Origin of the sequence: Streptomyces sp. NBC_00490, from assembly GCF_036013645.1 — a bacterium.
Lineage (GTDB): Bacteria > Actinomycetota > Actinomycetes > Streptomycetales > Streptomycetaceae > Streptomyces > Streptomyces canus_F.
Window position 1 is genome coordinate 735,429 of record NZ_CP107869.1, and the last position, 18,013, is coordinate 753,441.

The 18,013-nt window shown below is 68.8% G+C and carries 16 protein-coding genes and 1 pseudogene; 12 read left to right on the forward strand and 5 right to left on the reverse strand.

What is annotated here, in order from left to right:
* Positions 1-203: 203 nt before the first annotated feature.
* The 3 genes from OG381_RS03015 (at position 204) to OG381_RS03025 (ending at position 5,288) form a co-directional block, all read left to right on the forward strand.
* On the forward strand, positions 204-3,503 hold the full coding sequence (locus OG381_RS03015) for a family 78 glycoside hydrolase catalytic domain (RefSeq protein WP_327714505.1): 3,300 nt from the start codon (positions 204-206) through the stop codon (positions 3,501-3,503).
* A 220-nt stretch (positions 3,504-3,723) separates the two neighbouring features.
* On the forward strand, positions 3,724-4,461 hold the full coding sequence (locus tag OG381_RS03020; protein ID WP_327714506.1) for a dienelactone hydrolase family protein: 738 nt from the start codon (positions 3,724-3,726) through the stop codon (positions 4,459-4,461).
* A gap of 182 nt (positions 4,462-4,643) precedes the next feature.
* A complete protein-coding gene (locus tag OG381_RS03025; protein WP_327714507.1) occupies positions 4,644-5,288 on the forward strand; it encodes a dihydrofolate reductase family protein in 645 nt (214 codons plus the stop codon).
* A 185-nt stretch (positions 5,289-5,473) separates the two neighbouring features.
* Here the strand turns inward: OG381_RS03025 and OG381_RS03030 are convergent, their stop codons facing one another.
* Complete coding sequence (locus OG381_RS03030) at positions 5,474-6,655, reverse strand: amidohydrolase family protein (RefSeq protein ID WP_327714508.1); 1,182 nt, start codon at positions 6,653-6,655, stop codon at positions 5,474-5,476.
* A 135-nt stretch (positions 6,656-6,790) separates the two neighbouring features.
* The gene (locus tag OG381_RS03035; RefSeq protein WP_443061863.1) at positions 6,791-7,165 is read right to left on the reverse strand and encodes a hypothetical protein; all 375 of its coding nucleotides are present in this window, start codon (positions 7,163-7,165) and stop codon (positions 6,791-6,793) included.
* Positions 7,166-7,326: 161 nt separating this feature from the next.
* Between OG381_RS03035 and OG381_RS03040 the strand changes: the two genes are divergently transcribed.
* From OG381_RS03040 to OG381_RS03045, 3 genes and pseudogenes are all read left to right on the forward strand, one after another.
* Positions 7,327-8,535, forward strand: coding sequence for an RNA-guided endonuclease InsQ/TnpB family protein (locus OG381_RS03040; protein WP_327714509.1), 1,209 nt, complete (start codon positions 7,327-7,329; stop codon positions 8,533-8,535).
* A gap of 515 nt (positions 8,536-9,050) precedes the next feature.
* A pseudogene (locus OG381_RS49595) lies at positions 9,051-9,281 on the forward strand (alcohol dehydrogenase catalytic domain-containing protein); the annotation flags it as partial.
* A gap of 42 nt (positions 9,282-9,323) precedes the next feature.
* Entirely contained in the window at positions 9,324-9,917 is a 594-nt protein-coding gene (locus tag OG381_RS03045) for a quinone oxidoreductase family protein (protein WP_327714510.1), read from the forward strand.
* 86 nt (positions 9,918-10,003) lie between these two features.
* On the opposite strand, the gene OG381_RS03050 is transcribed toward OG381_RS03045, so the two are convergent.
* Positions 10,004-10,794 (reverse strand): IS5 family transposase gene (locus OG381_RS03050; protein ID WP_443062023.1). Its coding sequence is split into 2 segments (ribosomal slippage): positions 10,004-10,464 and positions 10,464-10,794, totalling 792 coding nucleotides; the frame shifts between segments, so codons are not numbered across the junction.
* Positions 10,795-10,881: 87 nt separating this feature from the next.
* Entirely contained in the window at positions 10,882-11,673 is a 792-nt protein-coding gene (locus OG381_RS03055; protein WP_327714512.1) for an SDR family NAD(P)-dependent oxidoreductase, read from the reverse strand.
* 117 nt (positions 11,674-11,790) lie between these two features.
* On the opposite strand from OG381_RS03055, the gene OG381_RS03060 reads away from it, so the two are divergent.
* From OG381_RS03060 to OG381_RS03085, 6 genes are all read left to right on the forward strand, one after another.
* On the forward strand, positions 11,791-11,916 hold the full coding sequence (locus tag OG381_RS03060) for a hypothetical protein (protein ID WP_327714513.1): 126 nt from the start codon (positions 11,791-11,793) through the stop codon (positions 11,914-11,916).
* Positions 11,917-12,106: 190 nt separating this feature from the next.
* The gene (locus OG381_RS03065; RefSeq protein ID WP_327714514.1) at positions 12,107-12,562 is read left to right on the forward strand and encodes a MarR family winged helix-turn-helix transcriptional regulator; all 456 of its coding nucleotides are present in this window, start codon (positions 12,107-12,109) and stop codon (positions 12,560-12,562) included.
* A gap of 434 nt (positions 12,563-12,996) precedes the next feature.
* On the forward strand, positions 12,997-13,935 hold the full coding sequence (locus OG381_RS03070) for an ABC transporter ATP-binding protein (RefSeq protein WP_327714515.1): 939 nt from the start codon (positions 12,997-12,999) through the stop codon (positions 13,933-13,935).
* Positions 13,932-14,777: an ABC transporter permease gene (locus tag OG381_RS03075; RefSeq protein ID WP_327714516.1), complete on the forward strand. Its 846-nt coding sequence runs from the start codon at positions 13,932-13,934 to the stop codon at positions 14,775-14,777. The genes OG381_RS03070 and OG381_RS03075 overlap by 4 nt, the downstream gene beginning before the upstream one ends.
* A gap of 108 nt (positions 14,778-14,885) precedes the next feature.
* A complete protein-coding gene (locus OG381_RS03080) occupies positions 14,886-16,154 on the forward strand; it encodes a sensor histidine kinase (RefSeq protein ID WP_327714517.1) in 1,269 nt (422 codons plus the stop codon).
* Positions 16,151-16,816 carry a response regulator transcription factor gene (locus tag OG381_RS03085; protein ID WP_327714518.1) on the forward strand — a complete coding sequence of 222 codons (666 nt, stop codon included), beginning with the start codon at positions 16,151-16,153 and terminating at the stop codon, positions 16,814-16,816. Before OG381_RS03080 ends, OG381_RS03085 begins: the two co-directional genes overlap by 4 nt.
* A 54-nt stretch (positions 16,817-16,870) precedes the next feature.
* Here the strand turns inward: OG381_RS03085 and OG381_RS03090 are convergent, their stop codons facing one another.
* Positions 16,871-18,010, reverse strand: a complete 1,140-nt coding sequence (locus tag OG381_RS03090) for an XdhC family protein (protein ID WP_327714519.1) — start codon at positions 18,008-18,010, stop codon at positions 16,871-16,873.
* Positions 18,011-18,013: the final 3 nt, after the last annotated feature.

Consider the following 18,013-nt stretch of genomic DNA (forward strand, 5'->3'; position numbering starts at 1 on the left):
TGATCCGTAGCGCCGTCGACCGGGGCATCACAACGCACCTCTTTCGGGCTCGTCAGTCGCACGAAGCAGACCAAGCGGTCACTGGCACCTCTGCCGAACTCAAGACCCTGGTGAGCGATGCGGCGAATTAACCCCGCAACACACCTTGCTTCACGGCGCCATCAGCCGCGAACATCCATGAAACGATTCAGCAAGGAGATGTCATGCTCCGCAAACGCCCACTACTGCTCATGCTCCTGAAAGGTCTTGTCATGTGTGCCGTGGTCGCGGCCGCGTCGATCCTGCCCACGTCCGTATCCCCCGCCGCGTCGGCTCCCCCATCGGACGAGCCGTTCTCCGTGAAGGCTCTGACTGCCAACGGCCGGGTGAACCCGCTGGGCATCGGTGGTGAGGACCCCGTCCTCGGCTGGCAGTTGGCATCGGCCCGGCGGGGCACATCGCAGACGGCCTACGAGATCCAGGTCGGGCGCAGACCGGGCGCGGCCGATGTGTGGTCGTCCCGCCGGGTGGCGTCCGACCGCCAGGTCGGCGTGCGGTACGGCGGGCCTGCCCTGGACGCGGGCACCCGTTACTACTGGCGTGTGCGGGCCTGGGACGACAAGGGAACCGCGAGTCCATGGAGCGCGACCGCGTACTTCGAGACCGGCCTGCTGGACTCCGCCGACTGGGACGGCGCCCAGTGGATCACTCGCCCCGCGACTCCGAGCGAACTGGACAACTGGACGGACTACACCGCCACGGTCGAGTTCAAGCTGGACAGCGCGGCTTTCGGCATGTTCCTGCGTGCCTCGGATGTGAGCAACGGATACATGTGGCAGTTCAACGTCACGGGCCCGACACCGATGTTGAGACTGCACAAGCAGGTCAACGGCAACTACACCCTGGTCCAGGAGGTGGAGCTCGCGCCCTACGGCTTCACCGACGCGAGTCTCCTCGCCGACCGCCACACCGTCCGCTACGACGTGGCGGGGACCACCATCAAGACGACCCTCGACGGCAAGCTGGTCAGCACCTTCACCGACGCCACGTTCGCGAAGGGCTACATAGGTTTCCGCACCCACGCCTGCTGCGGCGAACGCGGAACCGTCTACGACGCCGTTGTCACCGGCGCCGACGGCGACACGCTGTTGGACACCGACTTCACGTCCGGCCGGAACCCGTTCACCGGCGGTGAGATCGTCGACTCGGCCCTCACCGTGTCCGGTACCACGGACGCCCTCTACGCCCCCGCGTCCCGGCCGCAGCCGCTGCTGCGCAAGGGCTTCACGACCAGGTCCGGCAAGAAGATCGCCTCCGCGCGCGTCTACGCGTCCGCACTCGGCCTCTACGAGCTGGAGCTCAACGGCAAGACGGTCGGCGACCAGGTACTCGCCCCAGGCTGGACCAACTACCACAAGCGCATCCAGTCCCAGACCTACGACGTCACGGAGCTACTCGACAGCGGCGCCAACGTGATCGGCGCTTCCCTGGCGGACGGCTGGTGGGGCGGCAAGATCGGGATCGGCTGGAGCCACCAGTACGGGGACACCCCCGCTCTCGTGGCGAAGATGCGCATCACCTACACCGACGGCTCCGTCCAGTGGATCGCCACGGACGATTCATGGAAAGCGTCGGACGGCCCCTACGTGAAGGCCGACTTGCAGGACGGCGAGACGTACGACGCTCGTCTGGAGCCGGCTGGCTGGAGCCGGCCAGGATTCGACGACGCGAAGTGGGAGCCCGCCGCGAGCCTGGACTCGCAGACCGCCCTCCTCGTGCCGCAGAGCGACGAGCCGGTGCGCCGGACCCAGGTACTCCAGGCCCGGAAGATGACCGAGCCCACCGCCGGGACCTATGTATACGACCTCGGTCAGAACATGGTCGGCGTGTCCCGACTCAAGCTGACCGGCTCAGCCGGCCAGACAGTCAAGATCCGCTACGCGGAAGTGCTCAACAAGAACGGCACCCTCTACACCGACAACTTCCGCAGCGCCAAGGTCACCGACCGCTACACCTTCGCCCAGACCGGAACAGTCACCTACGAACCCACCTTCACCCAGCACGGGTTCCGCTACATCGAGATCACCGGGGTGAACGAACCCCCCGCTCTCCTGGACGTCAAGGGCGTCGTCTGGGGGTCCGACCTCCCCGCCACCGGCACGCTGAAGACCTCGGACGGCATGCTCAACCAACTGGTGAGCAACATCTCCTGGAGCCAGCGCGGCAACTTCCTCTCCATCCCCACCGACACCCCGGCCCGCGACGAACGTCTGGGATGGACAGGCGACATCAGCCTGTTCGCGCCGACGGCCAACTACCTGGTCGACACCCGCGCGTTCCTGTCCCACTGGATGGCGGACGTACGCAACTCCCAGTACGCCAACGGCGACTTGCCGGCGGTCGTACCGACCCCTCAGGGCCAGTTCGCCGACAGCGGTGTCGGATGGTCCGACGTGATGATCACGGTGCCGTACCAGGTGTGGCGTTCCTATGACGACACCCGCATCCTGCGCGAGAACTACCCCGCCATGCAGAAGTTCTTCCAGTTCGTGCGCAACAGCGCCGGACCGGACCTGCTCGAGCCCGGCCGCACCACCTTCTTCACCGACGACTGGCTGAACCTGGACGACCCGACCGAGCAGGGCATCATGGGCACGGCCTACTACGCCGAGAACGCCCGCATGATGGCGGAGACGGCCAAGGCCCTGGGCGATGACGCGGCGGCGTCCGACTACGGCAAGCTCTCCGCCGACATCCGGGACGCCTTCACCAAGGCCTATGTCGCAGCCGACGGCACCGTCAAGGGCAACTCTCAAACCGGGTACGCGATGGCCCTCGCCATGAACCTGGTCTCGGATCCGGCACTGGTCGACAAGGTCGGGGAGAAGTTCGTGGCCAAACTGGCGCTCACCGACTACCACCTGCGGACCGGCTTCATCGGCACGCCGCTGCTGCTGCCCGCACTGAGCAGGATCGGCCGCGACGACCTGGCCTACAAGATGCTGCTGCACAAGGACTACCCGTCCTGGGGGTACGAGGTCGCCAACGGTGCCACCACCGTGTGGGAGCGCTGGAACTCGATCATGCCCAACGGCGACTTCGGCCCGGTCGACATGAACTCCTTCAACCACTATGCCTACGGTGCCGTGGGTGACTGGATGTTCCAGAACATCGGTGGCATCTCCGCGCTCGAGCCCGGCTACAAGCGCTCCCGGATCGCACCGGTACCCGGCGACAACCTGACGCACGGGACTGGAAGCCTCACCACCGTCTACGGCCGCCTGTCATCGAAGTGGAGCACCCACGACGGCGCCATCAACCTCAAGGTGATCGTCCCGGTCAACACCGTCGCGGAGGTCCATGTGCCGGCGAACAGCCCCGCAGCGGTCACCGAGGGCGGCCGGCCGGCCGACGCCACCAAGTCAGTCCGCTTCCTGCGCATGGAGAAGGGGGCCGCCGTCTTCGAGATCGGCTCGGGGTCCTACGACTTCCGCGTCGACACCGTCCGCGGAGAGGGCGGGTAGGCCCAGAAAGCCGCGTGACGTGATGGCGGGCCCGGACGCGCCGGGTCCGCCGACGGCGATCGAACAGCCAGGCACGGCAGCTCCGGACCTCCGTCAAGGTCACCTGGACCGCCTGGTGCTCTGACCGCGATGGTTCGCCGGATTGGCGGGGACACGCGCTGCTCTGCCAGCGGCAGAACACCGGCCGGACCGGGCTCGACGATCGCTACAGTCCCGTCTCATGACGACGATTACGACGCGTACGGTCGAGTATCCGGCCGACGGTCTGACGATGATCGGGCACCTCGCGCTCCCGGCCGGTGTCGACCGCCGGCCCGCGGTGCTGCTCGGGCCAGAGGGCACGGGGCTCAGCGACGTCGAGCGTCGCCGGGCCGATGCTCTCGCCGAACTGGGATACATAGCGCTGGCCTTCGACATCCATGGCGGGCGCTATGTGAGCGATCCCGAGGAGATGCTGGCCCGTTGCCTGCCGTTGCTCGCTGATCCCGACCGGATGCGGGGCATCGGCCATGCGGCGCTCGACGTGCTGCGCGCCGAACCGCGGACCGACCGCGACCGGATCGCCGCCGTCGGCTACGGCACCGGAGGCATCATCGGGCTGGAACTCGGGCGCGACGGCGTCGACCTGCGCGCGATCGGCACGGTCAACGGACTGACCACGGGCCGACCGGGCGAGGCAGCGCGCATTCGCTGCCCGGTGTGGGCCGGGGTCGGGTCGGAGGACCCGATCATGCCGCCCGCGCAACGGAACGCGTTCACCGCCGAGATGCAGGCCGCGGGCGTCGACTGGCGCCTCACGGTCTACGGCGGCGCCCTGCACGCCTTCCACCACCCGTCGGTCGACCACCCCACGCTCCCCGGCGTCGGCTACCACCCGCAGCACGCGCAGCGAGCCTGGCGCGACGTCGTCGACCTGCTCGCCGAGTGCCTGCCCGTGACGGAAGATCTGCGGGCCTGATCCGGGCAAACGGCCTGGCGCCGGGCCTGGCCCGCGTCGGGCACTTGAGACCGCCAACCAGGCCGCTTCCTGACGGGCCTGAAAAAGTTGCCGACTGCTGTCGATCCGGCCACGTCCCGTTCGACGTCATGATGTGCGGCGCCTCGCCACACGATGATGCGACAGGACCTGAAGAGGAAACAGTGGATCAACTGCTGAGAGTCATGAACTTCAACGTCTCGAGTGACGGAATCGGTGCCGGTGAGCACCAGAGTCTCGAGCGGCCGTTCGGCCTCGACCATCCCGAGAGGCTGTTCGCCTGGGCCGGAGCCACGGCAAGCTGGCCCATGCGCACGGATGCCGGGGGGAGCCGGGGCCTCGACGACTACTTCACACGAGACTTCGCACGCGACATCGGTGCCGAGATCATGGGCCGCAACAAGTTCGGGCCCGAGCGCGGTCCTTGGAATGACCATGAGTGGCGCGGCTGGTGGGGGGAGGAGCCCCCGTTCCGTACCCCGGTGTTCGTCATGACCCACCACAAGCGTCCGTCGTTCACGCTCTCCGACACCACGTTCCACTTCGTCGACGGCGACCCGGCAACGGTCCTCGCACGGGCGCGGGAAGCGGCTCAGGGCAAGGACGTCCGCCTCGGCGGCGGGGTCACCACCATCCGGCAGTTCCTTGATGCCGACCTCGTCGACACCATGCACGTGGCGGTCTCTCCGGTAAAACTCGGGTCCGGACTACGCCTGTGGGACTCCCCCGATGAACTGCTCGACCGGTTCCACCTGGAGGTCGTGCCCAGCCCGAGCGGTGTGACGCATCATCTGTTCTGGCGAAGGTGACGCGAGGGCGGCCCACTCGAGTTCAGGCTGCGACGGCGAATCCAGTGACGCCCACGCCGACTCGCTCGACGACCCCGGCGAGGTCGACCACGCTCAGTACGTCGACCTCGCCGCACTCCACGAACGCACTGCTTTCGGGATCATGACTGTGCAGAGAAGGCGGGACTTTGCGGGCTGCCGGTCGTTCACAGCCCCAGTAGGCGGTCGGCGTTGCCGTGGGCGATGCGTGCGAGGTCGGCCGGTGCGTACGGTGCGGAGCGCAGGAACCCGACTGCCTCGGCGCTGGACTCGAAGGGGTAGTCGATGGAGAACAGCACCCGGTCGGCTCCGACGGCGTGGACGGCTCCCAGCAGTGCGGCGTGCGACATGACGCCGCTGGTGGTGACGTACACGTTGTTGCGCAGGTAGTACGAGGGCAGGTGCCGCACCCGCTGCTCCACCGGCACCTGGGGGTAGCGGCTGTCGAGGCGGGCCATCTGGAACGGCAGCAGCTCCCCCATGTGCCCCAACGTCACCGAGGCGCCCGGGAACTGGTCGAACACGCCGCCGTAGATCAGCCGGAGCGCATGGGCGCCCACCGTCGCGGTCCAGCCCCACGACGGCCCCACCAGCACGGGATACCCGTCGAAGACACGCCAGTTGTCGGCGGGTATGACGGCGGGGTGCAGATACAGCGTCACGCCGAGGCGCTCCAGCTCGGCCCATACCGGCCTGAACTGCGGCTCGTCCAGGTAGTGCCCCCGCACATGGTCGTTGTAGAGCACGCCCTTGAGGCCCAGCTCCTTCACCGCCCGGCGCAGTTCCCCGACCGCGGCCTTCGGGTCCTGCAGCGGAAGGACCGCGAAACCCGCGAACCGCTTCGGATGACCGGCGACCACCTTGGCCAGATGGTCATTGACCCGCCGCGCGACAGCGACCGCCTCCGCCGGGTCCTCGATGACCTCCAGGCCCGGTGAGGCATACGAGAGGACCTGCATGTCGACGCCGTTGGCGTCCATGTCCGCCAGCCGCAGCTCGGTCAGATCCTCCAGGCGCCGGAACCACTCCTGCTTGATCGCCTCCGGCGCCGCCAAGTGCTGACGGATCGCTGCCTCCTGCCGGATGGCTCCGGGAATGGAGAAGGCCTCTTCCACGGCCACAATGCGCATCTTCTTCTCCCTCTTGGCGTTCCGATGGTTCTTCGATCCGCTGGCCGTCGTAGAGACACGGTTGCCGGGCACGGCCTCGGCTGCCATCGCCGGCGAGCCCGCGACCAGACCTCCGGCCACGGCGGCTCCGGCGGTCGCGGCGATGAATCTTCGGCGGGTGGCCGCGACGGCAGGCTCGGCGGGCGGGGGCACGGCTTGGAAGGGACGGTCGTCGGACATGGCCGCTCTCTTTCGGTGGTTGCGCGGGTGATTGCCGGGGGCCTGCCAGCGCTGTTGCGCGCCGATCCGCTCACTGACCGGTCTCGTGAGGGGGCGATGCCGGGGCGGCGGGCTCGGCCCGTTCTCCGCTGCTTGTCAGGCGGTCAGGTCAAGTGCGGCCCGAACGATGCTGTCCGCATCGAGACCGTGATGGCGGTAGACGTCCTCGAGTCCTCCGGACTGCCCGAACCGGGTCACACCGAGGGAGGAGATGGGCACGCGGTTGACGGTGGCCAGGAAGGCCAGGGTGTGCGGATGGCCGTCAAGGACGGCGACCAAAGGGATGGTGACCTTGGCGCCGCCGGAGCACACCAGTGGGTACGCCCCAGCGACGAGTTGGCGCCGACGACGCTCGCGTGCGGCGGGGTCGCCGGGCGCGGCGGCCGGCGTCTGGTCGACCCTGCTCTCCACCTCGCGCACAACGCCGAAGTCGTCCTGGGTGTCGGGCGGCGTGGTTGCTGGACTGCTCATCGGGTCTGTCCTTCGTCGATACCCCTGCCTTCAGGCTGGGGAGGAAACGAAGCTCCTGCGGAGCAGGGCAGGGGAAGCCGGTTCGCCGCCAGGGCGGATGGGTGTGCGCCGTCCACCGGCTGACACCCGCTGCCCATACGGAAGTTGATAAAGTGTGAGACGTGACGCGGCAGGTCAAGCGGGCGTTCAAGTACCGCTTCTACCCCACCGGCGTGCAGGCGGCTGAGTTGTCGCGCACGTTCGGCTGTGTCCGCCTCGTCTACAACAAGGCCTTGGAGGAGCGCACCCGGGCCTGGTACGGCGAGCAGCGCCGCATCTCCTATGTGCAGTCCTCCGCCGCGTTGACGCAGTGGAAGAAGACCGAGGAACTGGCCTTCTTGGCGGAGGTGTCCTCGGTTCCGTTGCAGCAGGCGCTGCGCCATTTGCAGACGGCGTTCGGGAACTTCTTCGCCCAGCGTGCGAAGTACCCGCGCTACAAGAGCCGCAAGAAGTCCCGCGCGTCGGCCGAGTACACCCGCAGCGCCTTCACCTGGCGCGCCGGGCGCCTGACGCTGGCGAAGATGGCCGGCCCTCTGGACATCCGCTGGTCGCGTCCGCTGCCGGAAGGTGCCGAGCCCACGACGGTGACGGTGTCCCGTGACGCGGCGGGTCGCTGGTTCGTGTCCCTGCTGTGCGAGGACACCATCGCCCCGGCCCCCGTCACCACGGCGGCCGTCGGCCTGGACGCCGGGATCACCTCCCTGGTGACCCTGTCCACCGGGGAAAAGGTCGCCAACCCGAGACATGAGAGGCGGGATCGGGCACGGCTGGCCCGTGCGCAGCGGGAGTTGTCGCGCAAGGCGAAGGGCTCGGCGAACCGGGAGAAGGCCCGCCGCAAAGTCGCCCGCGTGCATGCGCGGATCGCCGACCGGCGCCAAGACTTCCTGCACAAGCTGTCGACTCGACTCGTCCGCGAGAACCAAACGGTCGTGATCGAACACCTGAGCGTCCGCAACCTGCTGAAGAACGGCACGCTCGCACGCGCCATCAGTGATGCGGCCTGGACGCAACTGCGCTCCCTGCTGGAGTACAAGTGCGCCTGGTACGGGCGCGAGCTCGTCGTGATCGACCGCTTCTTTCCCAGCAGCAAGACGTGCGGGAACTGCGGCACGGTCGCGGCGAAGATGCCGCTGAACGTCCGCGAATGGACGTGCGCCTGCGGCGTCGTGCATGACCGCGACATCAACGCGGCACGCAACATCCTGGCCGCCGGGCTGGCGGCATCTGCCTGCGGAGACGGTGTAAGACCTCAACGGGAGTCCTCCCGGACAGGGCAGTCGTCGGTGAAACAGGAACCCCAGCGGGCGACCGCCGGAATCCCCCACCTTTAGGCGGGAGAGGAAGTCAAGACTGGCCAACTCCTGAGCTCGGCGGCGCATTCGGAGCGCTGGCCCCGAGGCGGCTCCCTCCCTGCGGATGGGCCAATTCGTTCCGCGGACCGGCCCTCTCGAGTTCAGGCATCTGCTGTGAGGCAGCCCATTTCCGCTCTCTTGAACCAGAGCCAAGCTAGTTCTAGAGTGCTTTCCAGTCAACAGAAGTGGAAGAAGCCAGATGTATCCGATCTCAATCTCATGACTACAAGTCAAGAGAGAAGGGAATTCTCAGCCGGAACCAGGCCTCGCGACCGGGCTACGCCTCGGATCGTCGGACGGTTTCCTGATCCACCGCTGGTGAGCCGCCTGGCCTAGGTCCGCGCGCACGCGGCTCCAACCAGGGCGATGAGCCGCGTAACGATCTGAAGGAACGTGAGAGTGCAACAGACCATGATGGCGGTCCACCTGTTCGAACACGGCGAACCCGAGGTACTCCAGTACCTGGAGGTACGCCGGGACGGCCCGCGTGGCCGCTGCCGTTCCAGCTCGGCCGGGACGCCGCCGGCGAAATCGTCGCCACCGGCACCAACGTCACCAAGTGGCACCCCGGCGACCGAGCCGTCCAACTCCCCCACCCACCATGCCGCAACTGCGCCCTGTGCATCCGCGGACTGGAAAACCTGTGCGTCGACACCACCTACCCCGGACACCAGATCTTCGGCGGATACGCCCAATACGTCGTACGCCACCAGGACACCGTCCTGCCCATCCCCGACGGCATCGACTACGCAACCGCCGCCGCCACCATGTGGACCTACACCACCCCCCTCAACTGCGCACGCCAGGCACCCGTCGGCCCCGGCGACACAGTGCTCATCACCGGCGCCAGCGGCGGCATGGCCACCGCCTGCGCCCAACTGGCCAAACTCAGCGGCGCCACCGTCATCGGCACCACCACCAAGGCAGACCGCGACGACGCACTCAAGACACTCGGCTACGACCACATCCTGCACTCCACCGACCCCCACCTGCCCGCACAGGTCAGACAGCTGACACACGGACTGGGCGCCGACGCCGTCTGGGACTGCGTCGGCGGCAACGACTTCTTCCACCTCTCCCTGTCCTGCGCACGCCTCGGCGCCACCGTCACCGTCCTGGGCACACCCCCCAGCCAAAGCTCCCGCCTCGAACTGGACGCACTCACCCTCATCGGCCAGCAAGTGAAGATCGCCGGGGTACGCGGCGCCACCCGGCGCGACCAGCAACTGTGCCTTCAACTACTGGCCGCCGGACACATCCACCCCATCATCGACCGGTCCTACCCCCTCGCAGAAGCAGCCCAGGCCCACACCTACCTGGAAAGCCACCGCCAAGTCGGCAAAGTCATCCTCCTGCCCTGACTGGGTCGCAGACCGCCGGTCCGAGCAGGCGGGCAGCCGACCGGAAACACTGGCCTGCCCGCCAGTCCCAACTGCCCTAAGAGGTCCTAACAAAGGCGCTGTACGTGCCGGTGGGTGATGAGGCAGGTGGCGAGACCGAGGAAGGCTTCGTGGATGTCGTCGCGTCGTTCCCAGCGGATCCGTAGGCGGCGGAAGCCGTGCAGCCAGGCGATCGTTCTCTCGACGACATAGCGGAAGATGCCCAGGCCGGAGCCGTGTGGTTGGCCTCGTTCGGCGATGACCGGGCGGATGCCGCGGGCCCAGAGCAGGCGGCGGTACTTGTCGTGGTCGTAGCCGCGGTCGGCCAGGAGCGCGTCGGGGCGGTGTCTGGGCCGGCCGACGACGCCGGACACGGCCGGAACCTTGTCCAGCAGGGGCAGCAACTGCGTGACGTCGTTGCGGTTTCCGCCGGTCAGTGACACTGCGAGCGGGATGCCCTGGCCGTCGGTGAGGACGTGGTGCTTGCTGCCCGGCCGTGCGCGGTCGACCGGGCTGGGCCCGCTTTTGGGCCGCGCCGAGCGGCCCGCACGTGCGAGGAGTCGATCACCGCCCGCGACCAGTCCAGTTTCTTCGCGGCCCGCAGCTTCTTCAGCAGCACCAGGTGCAACTTGTCCCACACACCGGCCTCGTTCCATGCGGCGAGGCGCCGCCAGCACGTCATGCCGGAGCCGAAGCCCAGCTCCTGGGGCAGGTACTCCCACTGAATGCCGGTGTGCAGCACGAACAGGATGCCGCACAACGCCTGCCGGTCCGGGATCCGCGGCCGGCCCTCCACCAGCTTCGGACCCGGCTGGGGCAGCAACGGCTCGACCAGCGACCACAGTTCGTCCGAGACGATCCACGGACGCGACTCCCTCTTTCCCACGACAACACCAACGAGCAACCAGACCGACAGTCACATGATCAACAGCTTCTGTTAGGGCTTCTAAGCTCGCGGTTCCGTGTAGCGAGCCGCGAGTGTCGGCTGGTTGCCGCCCGCGACAAACGCCGCCTCCGCGGTGAGCAGGGCGTCCAGGGCGGAGTCCTGACCCTCCAGACCAGGAGCACAGACGGTCTCGCCCAGGCGCAGCCCGGTCAGGCTGGCCGACGCCACGTCCTCGGGAGTCATCGCCCAGGGGATGCTGTGGCCGGCGCCACTGTTCCACTCCGTTGCCACAACGCCGGGGCACACGACCTGAACCCGGAGCGGGGTGTCGGCGAGTTCGCCGGCGAGGGTGCGGGTGAAGCCCAGGGTGGCGGCCTTCGCGGCGACGTACAGGGTGCGCCGGGGCGCTCGCGAGTCCGTGAAGCCCGCGCTGAAGGCGAGAAGCGAAGCGACGGTGACGATCGCGCCTTCGCCTGCCGCGAGCATTCCGGGAAGTGCGGCGTGGACCAGCCGGACGGGGGCCACGGCATTGAGGGTGAGCAGGGGCTCGATGTCGTTCGCCGCGACCTCCGTGAGGGGGGCGTAGCCGCCGGCACCGGCGTTGCTGATGAGCGTGCGCACGTCCCCGGCGGCCAGGCGGTCGGTGACAGTGGCGATGCCGTCGTGGGTACCGAGGTCGGCGGGCAGCACCTCGACGGCTGCTCCACGGGCACGGAGTTCCTCGGCGAGGTCGGCGAGCCGGTCGGCACGTCGCGCCACCAGGACGAGGTCATGGTCGCCCGCCAGGAGACGGGCGTAGGCGGCGCCGATACCGGAGGAGGCGCCAGTGATCAAAGCAATGGTTCGAGTCATGAGGCTGATTATTGCTCAAACGCCGAGTCGATGCCAAACGTTTGATAGTAATAAAGCGTCGTACCCTTCCTCTGTGACTCGACACAACCCTGGGCGTTGCGCCGCGCGGAACTGGCGGTGCAGAGACTCAACGAGCAGCAGCTGCGCCCGCTGGGGCTGGCGGCCCCGCACTACACACTCCTGACTTCGGTGCACGCGACCCGGGGCTCACCGGCGCCGAGCTGGCCCGCCGCCTCCGCGTGACCCCCCAGGCCGCCACGCGAGCATCGCTGCGGGCGTTGCTCGACCCGGTGTCCGAGACGGTTCGCCGGCGCTGACCTCGCCGCGGCCCTCTCCGCGTGGCTGCCGTCGGACCAGGCGAGCCCGGCTCATATGCAGCTGACTTATGCATATCAGGCCGTTGACGTCTGAGCGGGTGCCGTATTCTCGCCGCGTGAGACACGATGACGAGCAGCCCATCGGTGCCGACGCACTGGAGCGAGTGACGTGGGCGCTTCGCAGGGCGGAGTGGGCGGTGCAGGCCCGCAAGGATCAGCGGCTGCGACCGCTGGGTATCGCGGCCGCGCAGTACACCCTGCTGATGAACATCCACAGCGACCCCGGCCTGACCGGCGCGGAACTGGCCCGCCGTCTGAACGTCACCCCGCAAGCCGTGGCCTCTCAGGTGGCCCGCCTGGAGGAGCGCGGTCACCTGGAACGCCGACCGCACCCGCGCCACCGCCATGTGCAGGAGCTGCACCTCACCGACGCCGGCCTCGACTCCCTGCGCGACGCCGACGCCGTGATCATGGGGATCGAACAGCTGATCGCCGCGAAGCTGGGGCCTCGGAAGACCGCACAGCTGAGGACGTTGCTCGACGAGGTGGCCGACGTGGTCCGCGAGGCATGAGCGGGTAAGCCTGCCGACCCTCGTCCCCCACGGACGAGCACCGGTTCGGTCGACAGAGCTGGATCGTGCGGAGCCGCCAAGAGCCCGGTGCCAGAACCGTCACCGGCAACCCGTCCCACCGGGCCGGCACCGTCGAGCTCGGCGCGGGTGAGGACGCCGCTTCCAACTCCGCCTCGGCCTCCGGTCCAGCTAGCACCGACGCCACCACGCAGCCCTGGACCATCAAGCCGACAGAAGACGCCGCATGCCTCCCTCACTCCGAGCCGATGGGCAGTCTTGTTCGATCACGTCGGGCGACGACGAGCGTCCCCCCACGGTCGCGGCCGGAGGCGGTGGCGTACCGCGGGCGTGGTACGGGCAGTGACCGCCGGAGGGCGACGCAAAAGGCTGCCTCCTGCAAGAACCTTGAGGCCTGAACAACCTGGAGGTTGATTGTGATCGAGGTGAACGGCCTCAGTAAGAGGTACGGGGACAAGCTCGCGGTCGACGCGCTGAGCTTCACCGTGCGTCCTGGAGTGGTGACGGGCTTTCTCGGGCCCAATGGGGCGGGCAAGTCGACGACGATGCGGATGGTCATGGGTCTGGACCGGCCGTCGTCCGGAACGGTCCGCGTCAACGGCCGCCCCTACGAGCAGCACAGGGCTCCGCTGCAGGAGATCGGGGCGCTGCTGGAGGCGAAGGCGATCCACCCCGGACGCTCGGCGTACAACCACCTGCTCGCGCTGGCGGCGAGCAACGGCATCGGCAAGCGGCGGGTGCTGGAGGTGATCGACATGGTGGGCCTGACGGAGGTGGCCCGCAAGCGGGCGGGCGGGTTCTCGCTGGGCATGGGGCAGCGGCTGGGCATCGCCTCGGCACTGCTCGGCGATCCGCAGATCGTCATGCTGGACGAGCCGGTCAACGGCCTCGATCCCGAAGGGGTGTTGTGGATCCGCAACCTTTTGAAGGGTCTCGCGGATCTGGGGCGGACCGTCTTCGTCTCCTCTCACTTGATGACCGAGATGGCGTTGATCGCCGAGGACCTCATTGTGATCGGGAAGGGCCGGCTGCTGTCCGCGGGCCCGCTGGCCGACTTCGTCGCCCAGTCGTCCAGCCGGAGCGTACGGGTGCAGTCACCGCAGGCCGCGCCCCTGCGTGAGCTGCTGGTGGGTGACGGCGTCGTGGTCACCAGCAGCCGGCCCGGCGTGCTGGAGGTCCAAGGGCTGGAGGCCGCAGAGATCGGCGAACGCGCCGCGGCCGCCGGGCTGGTGCTGCACGAGCTGTTCGTCCAGGAGGCGTCGCTGGAGGAGGCGTTCATGGAGCTGACCCGCGACTCCGTTGAATACCACGCCACCACCGCAGAGTTCGCCACCGCCGGAAGGACGAGCCGATGAGCACCACTGCCCTCGACACTCAGGACGCGCAGAAGACGGCCGGGCCCGCCGGGCGGCATGCGAATGACCAGCGGGTGACCTTTCCGCGGGTCGTCCACATGGAATGGATCAAACTGCGCTCGCTACGCTCGACGCTCTACACGCTGGCGATCACCGTGACCCTGGTCGTCGGCCTCGGGCTGCTGTTCAGCAGTGTGGTCGGCTCAGGAGACGGTCCCGATCAGAATGATTTCGGTGACCCCACCTCGATCAGCCTGGGCGGGGTGTTGCTCGCCTCGCTGGCCGTCGCGGTGCTCGGGGTGCTGATGAGTGCCGGCGAGTACGCCACCGGGTCCATCCGTGCCACGTTGGCCGCGGTCCCCTCACGCCTGCCTGTGCTGTGGGGCAAGGTGGCCGTCTTCGCCTTGGTGAGCTTCGTGCTCATGTTCCTCGCTGCCCTGGGAGCCTTCCTGGCCGGTCAGTCGATCCTGTCCTCTCGCGGTCTGGACACCGCCGCGCTGTCCGATCCAGGGGTGTTCCGGGCGCTTGCCGGCGCTGCCGTCTATCTGACCGGTGCCGGGCTGATCGGCTTGGCGGTCGGCGTCCTGCTGCGCAACACCGCCGGGGCGATCACCCTCGTGGTGGGCGCGCTGTTCGTGGTGCCGGGGCTGATCCAGCTTCTGCCGAGCAGTTGGAACGACGCCATCGGCCCGTACCTTCCGTCGAACGCGGCGGACGCGGTCATGGCGGTGCAAACGGCCGGTGACTCGCTGTCACCCGGATCCGGGCTCGTGGTGTACGCCGGTTACATTGTTGTGCTCCTGGCCGGTGCGGCCGTCCTGCTCAAGCGGCGCGACGCGTGAGCCCCATCGCCTCGGACATCCCTCCAACCCGCTCGTACGCTGTCAGGCCTGAGGCGGGTGGCCACATCTGTGCGAAACCGAGGACCTGTACTAAGGAACGGTGAAGCCGTGATCGGACCTGCGTCGCTGCGACGGGTCACCGGCGCGCACCCACGGTTGATCGACGCCGCCCTCGCCACCCTCGTGGGCGGTCTCGGCCTGCTGCCCCTGCTGTTCGGACGGTGGCCCGACGGCGTACGCCCCTCGGGTGCCGACGCCGTCGCCGCGGCGGCCGCGTTCCTGCTTCTGCTCGCCCGCCGCCGGGCACCGCTGCCCGTCCTGGCGCTGACCGTGCTCGGGGAGGTGGCCTTCACCGTCCTGGAGTCGTATCCGTCACGGGTGCTGAAGATCGCCGCGTTGATCGCGGTCTACACCGTGGCCCGAACGGTCCGCCGGCGGATCGCCCTGATCGCCGTCACGGGCACAGCCCTCTCCCTGTACGCCGTCATCACCTACTCGACGGATTCGGCCACCGGCCCGGAGGCCGGCGCCGTGTTCGCCTGGACCGGGATGTTCGCCGCCGTCGGGGCCACCGTACGCACCTGGCACGCCTACGCCGCCGCGATGGAGGAGCGAGCTCTACGGGCGGAGGCGACCAAGGAAGAAGAGGCCCGCCGCCGGGTCGCCGAGGAGCGGCTGCGCATCGCGCGGGAGCTCCACGACGTGATCGCCCACCACATCGCCCTGATCACCATTCAGGCCGGGCTGGCCGATCGTTTCCTGCGAGGCCGGCCGGATCAGGCCGAGGTGGCGCTCGGCCACATCCGTGACGCCGGCCGCACGGTCCTGGACGAACTGGGCCCGCTGCTGCACGTACTGCGACAGTCCGGCGACGAGACGGACGAGGCCCCGCCGACCGACCCCGTGCCCGGCCTGTCCCGCCTCGGAGCGCTTCTCGAATCGCTGGCCGCGGCCGGGCTGAGCGTCCGCCATCGGCAGACCGGCCACCCGCGCCCCCTGCCGACCGCCATCGACCTGGCCGCCTACCGCGTCATCCAGGAAGGGCTGACCAACGCCCACAAACACGGCGCGACCGCTGAGGCGGACCTGCTCGTCGACTACGGGCCCGACGAACTGTGCATCCACATCACCAACCTGCCGCACCTCGGCTCGCCCCCGGTGTCGGCCGCTACCGGCACCGGCCACGGACTGACGGGCATGCGCGAGCGCGCCCACGCGGTCGGCGGCAGCCTTCGTGCGGCAGCGGACGCCGACGGTCGTTTCCTCCTCGCCGTGCGTCTACCGCTGCCCGTAGCCGGACCACCGACCGACACCCGCGCATCAGATCGGTCCGGCACCGCCCTGCGCGCTACCGCCGCTGAGGGAAGACTGGGATGACCATCCGCGTTCTGCTCGCCGACGACCAGGCCCTCGTCCGCACCAGCTTCCGCATGCTCATCGAGTCGGAGCCGGACATGGAGGTGGTCGGAGAGGCTGCGACGGGTGAGGAGGCGGTCAGGCTGGCCCGCAGCACGTGTGCCGACGTCGTGCTGATGGACATCCGGATGCCCGACATGGACGGTCTCGCCGCCACCCGCGCCATCTCGGCGGACGAGGACCTCGCGGGCGTACGGGTACTGATCCTGACGACCTTCGAGGCCGACGAGCACGTCTTCCAGGCGCTGCGTGCCGGGGCCAGCGGGTTCCTGGGAAAAAGTGTGGACCTCTCCTACCTCCTCGACGCCGTCCGGCTGGTCGCCCGCGGTGAAGCGCTGCTGTCACCCAGGGCGACCAAGGCACTCATCGCCCACTACCTCACCACGCCCGACATGACGAGCACTCCGGCCCCGGAGCTGACGAGCCTGACCGTACGCGAGCGCCAAGTGCTCGCCCTCGTGGCCGGCGGCCTCTCCAACGACGCCATCGCCGAACAGCTCCACATCTCGCCCTCGACCGCCAAGACCCATGTGAACCGCATCATGGCCAAGCTCGACGTCCGCGCCCGCGCCCAACTGGTCGTGGTCGCCTACCAGACCGGCTACGCCCACCCCAGCGCATGACCGGCTGAGGCGTACCGGCAAGTTGCCCGACCGTGCAGCCAACCGCCTCCAGGGTCAGACCGCCGGCGCCAGGCCGGGCAGGGGCTGTGCGGGACGGTGGATGGGGCCGGTGCCGTGCGACAGAGGCCGGCCCGTGCCGCGGTTGGTGTGGGCGATGATCTCCGCCGTGATGGAGACCGCTGTCTCCTCGGGAGTACGGGCGCCGATGTCCAGGCCGATCGGTGAGTGCAGACGGGCCAACTGGTCCTGCGAGACGCCGGCTTCCCGGAGCAGGTCGATGCGGTGCTCGTGTGTCCGTCGCGAGCCCATGGCGCCGACGTAGCCGAGAGGGAGGGTCAGTGCCAGACGCAGGAGAGGAATGTCGAACTTGGCGTCGTGGGTGAGCACGCAGACGGCGGTGCGGGCGTCGGTCCCGGTGGCGGCCAGGTAGCGGTGGGGCCAGTCGACGACGACTTCGTCGGCGTACGGGAATCGGGCGGGGGTGGTGAAGACGGGGCGGGCGTCGCAGACGGTGACCGAGAAGCCGAGGAAGTGGCCGGCCCGGCTGAGGGCGGAGGCGAAGTCGACGGCACCGAAGATCAGCATGCGGGGGCGGGATGCGTGGGTGTGGACGAGCACGCCCAGCCGTTCGGGGCAGGTGTCGGCGTCACCACCGACCTCGATGCGGGCTGTGCGGCCCGCCCGCAGGAGCGCGCGGGCATGCGCCACGACCGCCCGGTCCTGGCTGGCTTCGCCGAGAGTGCCGTCGTGGGGACCCGCGTCGGGAACGTGGAGCGTCCTGCCGACGAACTCGTCGGGGCCGTCGACGACCTGGGCCACGGCCGTGGGGTGCCCCGCCAGCACGGCGTCGAGGGCGGCGCCGAGCTGGGGCTCGGCGGCGGGGTCCACACGCTGTACCAGGACCTCGATCTCGCCGCCGCAGGTCAGTCCCACGGCGAAAGCATCGTCGTCGGAGTAACCGAAGCGGGCGCGAGCCGCCGGCCCGCCGTGTGCGAGGACGTGTTGGCACAGTTCGTAGACCGCCGCTTCGACACAGCCGGCGGAGATGCTGCCAACGGCGGTGCCGTCCGTGTCGACGGCGAGGGCGGTGCCGACGGGCAGGGGCGCACTCCCACTGACGTCGACAGCGGTGGCGAGGGCGAAGGGGCGGGCCTCGCGGCACCACGTGCGCAATGTGTCCGCGATGTTCAGCATGGC

Bases quoted from the DNA above. Each gene is read 5' to 3' on its own strand.
- OG381_RS03015 (WP_327714505.1), top strand. From the start codon at position 204: ATGCTCCGCAAACGCCCACTACTGCTCATGCTCCTGAAAGGTCTTGTC.
- OG381_RS03020 (WP_327714506.1), top strand. From the start codon at position 3,724: ATGACGACGATTACGACGCGTACGGTCGAGTATCCGGCCGACGGTCTG.
- OG381_RS03030 (WP_327714508.1), bottom strand. From the start codon at position 6,655: ATGTCCGACGACCGTCCCTTCCAAGCCGTGCCCCCGCCCGCCGAGCCT.
- OG381_RS03035 (WP_443061863.1), bottom strand. From the start codon at position 7,165: ATGAGCAGTCCAGCAACCACGCCGCCCGACACCCAGGACGACTTCGGC.
- OG381_RS03045 (WP_327714510.1), top strand. From the start codon at position 9,324: ATGTGGACCTACACCACCCCCCTCAACTGCGCACGCCAGGCACCCGTC.
- OG381_RS03055 (WP_327714512.1), bottom strand. From the start codon at position 11,673: ATGACTCGAACCATTGCTTTGATCACTGGCGCCTCCTCCGGTATCGGC.
- OG381_RS03075 (WP_327714516.1), top strand. From the start codon at position 13,932: ATGAGCACCACTGCCCTCGACACTCAGGACGCGCAGAAGACGGCCGGG.
- OG381_RS03085 (WP_327714518.1), top strand. From the start codon at position 16,151: ATGACCATCCGCGTTCTGCTCGCCGACGACCAGGCCCTCGTCCGCACC.
- OG381_RS03090 (WP_327714519.1), bottom strand. From the start codon at position 18,010: ATGCTGAACATCGCGGACACATTGCGCACGTGGTGCCGCGAGGCCCGC.